The 6,717-nt window shown below is 42.4% G+C and carries 4 protein-coding genes; all 4 read left to right on the top strand.

The genetic code is table 11. From position 1 onward, the window contains the following. A partial coding sequence (locus tag KGY70_14885) for a carbamoyl phosphate synthase small subunit (protein ID MBS3776479.1) occupies nt 1–714 on the top strand: 714 nt, incomplete at its 5' end. A gap of 28 nt (nt 715–742) precedes the next feature. Continuing rightward, on the top strand, nt 743–3,970 hold the full coding sequence (carB, locus tag KGY70_14890) for a carbamoyl-phosphate synthase (glutamine-hydrolyzing) large subunit (GenBank protein ID MBS3776480.1): 3,228 nt from the start codon (nt 743–745) through the stop codon (nt 3,968–3,970). A gap of 190 nt (nt 3,971–4,160) precedes the next feature. After that, nucleotides 4,161–4,799, top strand: a complete 639-nt coding sequence (locus tag KGY70_14895) for an HD domain-containing protein (protein ID MBS3776481.1) — start codon at nt 4,161–4,163, stop codon at nt 4,797–4,799. Nucleotides 4,800–5,331: 532 nt separating this feature from the next. After that, nucleotides 5,332–6,630 carry a hypothetical protein gene (locus KGY70_14900; GenBank protein MBS3776482.1) on the top strand — a complete coding sequence of 433 codons (1,299 nt, stop codon included), beginning with the start codon at nt 5,332–5,334 and terminating at the stop codon, nt 6,628–6,630. The last annotated feature ends 87 nt before the right edge of the window (nt 6,631–6,717 follow it).

A 6,717-nucleotide genomic window follows, 5' to 3' on the forward strand; every position in this document is an offset into this window, starting at 1 on the left:
ACAAGGGCATTGACCAAGATCATCAGAGAAGAAGGGGTTATGTTGGGAAAAATCATAATTGACGAGGAAGAGGTTGATCTGTACGATCCCAATGAAGAAAATCTGGTGCAAAAAGTAAGTACCTCTACGGTTCAAAAGTATGGGGATGGAAAATATAAGGTAATATTGCTGGATTTGGGGCTTAAGAACAACATCATCCGGTGTTTGGTTAACAGGGATACCACTGTTGTCCGGGTTCCATGGGACTACGATTTTTTAACGGAGGATTATGACGGTCTCTTTATAACCAATGGGCCGGGGGATCCAAAAAGGGCAGATACAGCAATACAGAACATTGGCAGGGCCCTGCACAAAGACAAACCGGTTATGGGTATCTGTCTGGGCACTCAGCTTATGGCGCTTGCTACGGGGGGTGATACCTACAAGCTGAAGTATGGTCACCGGAGCCACAATCAGCCGGTGTTGCTTCAGGGCACCAACCGGTGTTACATTACTTCGCAGAATCATGGTTATGTTGTGGATATTGATACATTGGGCAGTGACTGGGAGTTGTATTTTACCAATCTGAATGACAATACATGTGAAGGGATCAGGCACCGCAAATACCCGTTTTTCGCAACGCAATTTCATCCCGAAGCTTCAGGCGGACCTGTAGATACCGAATTTCTTTTCGATGATTTTCTTGATTTATTGAAGGACTATAATAACCAATGAGATCCCCAAATCTTAAAATGTTGAAATAATGAGAAATACCACACAAAATATATCCAAAGTTCTTGTCTTGGGCTCAGCCGCTCTCAAAATCGGCGAGGCCGGTGAATTTGACTATTCCGGTTCACAAGCACTTAAGGCGATGAGAGAAGAAGGTATACGCACCGTGCTCATTAATCCCAACATTGCCACTGTTCAGACTTCGGAAGAAGTTGCCGATGAAATTTATTTTCTGCCGGTTACCCCGGAATTCGTTACCGAGGTAATCAAAAAAGAACGGCCCGATGGGATATTACTGGCTTTTGGAGGTCAAACGGCTTTGAACTGCGGCGTGGCGCTATACAGAAACAAAGTGCTGGAGGATTATAATGTAAAGGTACTGGGAACTCCCGTGCAGGGGATTATCGATACGGAAGACCGGGATATATTCAAAGAAAAGCTCAGGGACATCGACGTAATGTCAGCAGAAAGTATTGCTGCCAATAATCTGAAAGAAGCTAAAGAGGCCGCAGAAAAGCTCGGTTATCCGGTGATTCTCAGGGCTGCCTATGCATTGGGAGGACAGGGTAGTGGCTTTTGCTTTAATGAGAAGGAGCTGGAAAATACTGCCTCCATAGCTTTTTCTTACTCGGAGCAGGTACTGATCGAGGAATCGCTTAAGGGCTGGAAGGAAATAGAATATGAAGTCGTCCGGGATCATGATGACAATTGCATTACCGTATGTAATATGGAGAATTTTGATCCCATCGGTATACATACTGGCGAGAGTATTGTGGTGGCTCCTTCACAAACCCTCACCAACCGGGAGTATCATATGCTCAGGGAGCTCTCTATACGTATCATCCGTCACATAGGTGTCGTCGGGGAATGCAATGTTCAGTTTGCTTTGGACCCGGTTTCCGAAGATTACCGGGTTATTGAGGTAAATGCCAGATTATCCCGTTCCAGTGCCCTTGCATCCAAAGCTACCGGTTACCCGCTTGCTTTTGTGGCGGCTAAACTGGCGCTGGGATATGGCTTACACGAGCTGAAAAATTCGGTTACCCAAACCACACCGGCATTCTTTGAACCTGCCCTGGATTATGTGGTTTGTAAGATCCCCAGATGGGACCTGAATAAGTTTATAGGCGTCTCCAATCAGATTGGCAGCGGTATGAAAAGTGTCGGGGAGGTTATGGCTATCGGAAGGAATTTTGAGGAAGCCATTCAGAAGGGATTGCGTATGATCGGGCAGGGGATGCATGGTTTTGTTGGCAACAAAGATGTAGAGACAGAGCTGCTTGAGAAAGAGCTTGCCGTTCCCACTGATATGCGGATATTTTATCTTACCAAAGCCTTTTATGAGGGCTATTCGATCGAAAAATTATATGAGCTGACCAAAATTGACAGTTGGTTTCTTCAGCGGCTTAAAAACATCTTCGACCTGCATACCGCAATGAAGGCATACGATTCCCCGGCAGATTTGCCGGATGAGCTGCTCCGTGAAGCCAAGAAAAAAGGATTTTCTGATTTTCAGATAGCCCGCTTTGTGATGAAAAGCGATGATGATCAGATCGGTGAACATATGCTTCAGGTAAGGACGCACCGGAAAGAAAGAAATATTTTGCCCTCGGTAAAACAGATCGATACCCTGGCAGCAGAATATCCTGCCTACACCAATTACCTTTATCTGACCTATAACGGGGAGGAGCACGATATTGTCTTTCAGCGCGACGGTAAATCGGCCGTAGTATTGGGTTCCGGAGCTTACCGGATAGGAAGCAGCGTAGAATTTGACTGGTGTGGGGTTAATGCCCTTAATGCCCTGAATAAGGAAGGCTACCGTTCCGTCATGATCAACTATAATCCCGAAACAGTCAGCACCGATTATGATGTGTCCGACCGGCTCTATTTCGAAGAACTTACCCTGGAACGGGTGCTGGATATCATTGATCTGGAGGAGCCGTATGGAGTCATTGTATCTACCGGAGGACAGATCCCCAACAATTTGGCCATCCGTTTACACCAGCAAAATGTTAATGTACTGGGAACGTCCCCGGAATCTATAGATAAGGCGGAAAACCGCCATACCTTTTCCGCTATGCTCGACCGCCTGGGTGTTGATCAGCCCAGATGGCAGGAGCTTTCAAATATTGAGGAGATATACCGGTTCATTGATGAAGTTGGATACCCGGTATTGATCCGCCCCTCGTATGTGCTTTCGGGTGCTGCCATGAATGTAGTTTCTAACCGGGAAGAGCTGGAGGAATTTCTTAATCTGGCCGTAAAGGTTTCCAGGCAATATCCGGTGGTGGTCAGTGAGTTTATTGAGAACGGTAAGGAAATTGAAATGGATGCTGTGGCCAACAAAGGCGATATTGTAGTTTATGCCATATCTGAACATGTTGAATTTGCAGGGGTTCACAGCGGAGATGCTACATTTGTGTTTCCCGCACAAAAAATTTATGTGGAGACGGTGCGGAGGATTAAGAAGATTGCCCGTGAAATAGCCTATGAGCTGCAGATTACCGGCCCGTTTAATGTGCAGTTCATTGCCAAAGACAATGATGTAAAGGTTATTGAATGCAATCTCCGGGCAGCCAGAAGTTTCCCGTTCGTTTCAAAAGTTTTGAAGACGAATTTCATCGAATTGGCTACGCGGGTCATGCTGGGTGAGCAGGTTGAAAAACCCGTGAATTCATTGTTTGATCTGGACTACATTGGGGTTAAAGCTCCTCAGTTTTCTTTCTCCCGGCTTCAGAAAGCCGATCCGATCCTGGGTGTTGAGATGGCTTCCACCGGAGAGGTAGGATGCATCGGGCAAACCTATTACGAAGCAATACTGAAAGCCATGCTTTCTGTAGGTTATTCCATCCCTCAGAAGAATGTGCTGCTTTCCTCCGGGCCGGCACGGTCTAAGCTCGAAATGCTTACCAGTGCAAAAATGCTGATCCAAAGGGGGTACAACCTCTATGCCACGGAAGGAACCCACGATTTTTTCAGGCAAAACGGGGTTGAAACTACTGTTCTGCATTGGCCTGATGAAGATCGGCAGCCCAATACCATAGATTTTCTCAAGGAGAAAAAGATCGATCTGGTTGTTAACGTGCCCAAACATCACGGGAAGAACGAGCTGGACAATGATTACCGGATAAGACGAACGGCCATAGATCAAAATATACCCCTGATCACCAATGCAAGGCTGGCCAGCGCGTTCATCTATTCTTTCTGTAAATATGATACAAAGAGTCTGGAAATAAAGAGCTGGAATGAATACTGAGCAAGAATTGAGTTGCACAGAGTAAGGGAAAAGAGGAAAAGGTTTCGGGTCCCGTGTCTCGGGTCTCGGAACACGGGACCCGAAACATTCTGTTCTCTGCTCTGCGCTCTAAGCTCTGAGCCATTCAATCATGCAAGCATTTATTTGGAAAGGCAGAGACAGCTAAAAATCTACAAAATCTGTATGATCTATGAACCTGATAGAAAGGATCAGTGACATTGCCAGGAGTCATTTTGAAAGCGCCAGTAGCAGTCACCGCTGGGATCATACCCAACGTGTTTATCGTATGGCTCTCCATTTGAGCGAACTGGAAGGAGCCGACCGGGAAATTGTTGCATTGGCTGCTTTGTTGCATGATATTGGCAGGACTGAAGAGGACCGGAGCCGGGGGCGCATTCGTCATGCCGAAAGAGGGGCCGACATGGCACGGAAAATTTTAGCGGGTGAAAGCCTTGAAAATGATAAGATCGAAAAAATCGTTCATTGTATAGTTACCCATCGGTTCAGGGACAATAAGCAACCAGAAACGCCTGAAGCCAAAGTGTTGTTTGATGCGGATAAGCTTGATTCTATCGGGGCAGTAGGCGTTGCCAGAGCTTTCCTGTTTGCCGGAGAAGTCGGGGCCATGCTGCACGATAAGGAGGTAGACCCGGAGAATTCGGCCCCCTATAGTGCGGAAGATACTGCTTACAGGGAATATCTGGTCAAACTGCAATACATAAAAGATCGAATGTTTACCCAAAGTGGCCTGAAGCTAGCGAAAGACAGACACCGCTTTATGACAGATTTCTTTGACCGCCTGAACCGGGAAGTGGATGGTGAAATATGATTTTTCGCGGGGTTAAGTTACATCTTAACCCGAATTATTCACAGATAATTCTTTATGAAAAAGATTTAACAAGTTTAATGCATTCATTCCATACTTTTGCATTATTTAAATTTTTATGATAAATCACCATAGAACCCGCATGTTGATTATTTTCTCGTGGTAGAACTTGGTGGTTGCGGGTTTCTGAGGCTGTCGCTGAAACTGTAGCTTAAGTAACCGAAACTATCAGGCATGCCTTTATCCATCCCGCATTCAAAAACTTCACTATCCTGCTTCCTTAGCGGGATTTTTAAATAATGCAGGTTAGAGAGCGGTCACTTTTCCGATAAGTCTTTTCAATAATTCGATTCTCCTATTGCTGAAATAATTCCGTTTAATTTTTATTCAGTTGTTGGGTCAATTATAAAAAATTCTAAAATTAACTAATAATTTAGTTGGAATACTAAAAAATTAGTTTTATTTTTGTAAAAAGAAAATATGAAACGGCCATGATAAAATTCTTATGTATAAACAGTAAAATATCCGTGATAAAATGAAAAGCGTATTTCTCAGTTTATGTTTTTACTTAATGTTGGCTCTGTATGGTCATGTTGAAGGGCAAAATCAGTATGAGTTGCTGTATTTGCGGAATCAATTTGATACCATTGCTGAAAGGGCTAAAATAAATTTAAATTCAAACAGTACGGTTACACAAGATTACTATTGGTATGGAGTAGCTTTAAAAAAGCAAGGAGCAATTAATAAATGCATAAACATATTGGAAGAAGGATTACAATCTTTTCCCGATGATACAACGCTGAATAAGCTTCTGGCAGACGTTTATTTTGACGCCGGCAACTATACAGAAGCAGTACCAATATTGAGAAAATGCCCTGATGATAGGGAATGCAGGATAAAGCTTGCCAGGATTCATGAATTCAATAATAATTATGTAAAAGCAATAGAGATTTTTCAGGAATTATATAGGAATGATATTTCCAATATTTTATATATAAGACATTTAGGTAATAATTATTATAATTTGGACAGCATTTCGAAGGCATTGTTCTATTACAAAAAACGGTTGTCTTTAAATCCCTATGATCAGCTTATAGCCTATAAGGTCTCCCGGATTTATCGTAAAAATAAAGCATATCAAAAATCCATTGAAGTGTGTAACCCCATACTTGCAAAAGATTCAACCAATTTGAGGTTTTTAAAACAGACGGGCTATGTATATCATGAATGGAAAAAATATAACCGGGCGTCCAATCTATTTTCAAAAGCTCTGGCCTTAGGTGATTCAAGTAAATTTGTATATAAATATTTAGGAATATCCAAATTAGGAAACCATGTATTTCATAGTGGACGAAAACATCTTTTGGAAGCATATGAGAAAGATACCAATGATTTTGAGACCTGTTATTTTCTGGGGAGGGCTTTTTTAAATTCGCCCACACCTGGTAGGGGGTTGTATTATTTAAATAGAGCTGATTCATTGCTCCAACCCGATCCATCGGTTATGGCTGCATTATACCTTGAAAAACAATCTATTTATAGTTCCATCGATAAATATAAGAATGCTGTTGATTGCTATAAATCAGCCTATAAATATACTCAAAAGCCCGAATATTTATTTTATATTGCTTCGATATATCAGCATAAAATCAAAGATAAATCACATGCATTGGATCATTATAGATTGTTTTTAAGCAAATTACCACCTGAAAAGCAAACCGGGCATGAAACCGGCCAAAAGCACATTGTCATTTCTTTAAAAAAAGTAGCTGAGAACAATGTGAAAGACCTAAGAAAAGCATTGTTTTTTGAAGGAAAATTAAATCAACCATAGAAAGAATCATCATAAATAAAGAATAGCTGATGTTAATTAAGAAAAATTCATTATCAGGTTTGTTAAAGGGGACGATATGCATTCCCC

It is taken from the genome of Bacteroidales bacterium, assembly GCA_018334875.1.
GTDB lineage: Bacteria > Bacteroidota > Bacteroidia > Bacteroidales > UBA12077 > JAGXLC01.

Coding starts and splice junctions, on each gene's coding strand:
- KGY70_14900 (MBS3776482.1), top strand. CDS start 5,332: ATGAAAAGCGTATTTCTCAGTTTATGTTTTTACTTAATGTTGGCTCTG.
- carB (MBS3776480.1), top strand. CDS start 743: ATGAGAAATACCACACAAAATATATCCAAAGTTCTTGTCTTGGGCTCA.
- KGY70_14895 (MBS3776481.1), top strand. CDS start 4,161: ATGAACCTGATAGAAAGGATCAGTGACATTGCCAGGAGTCATTTTGAA.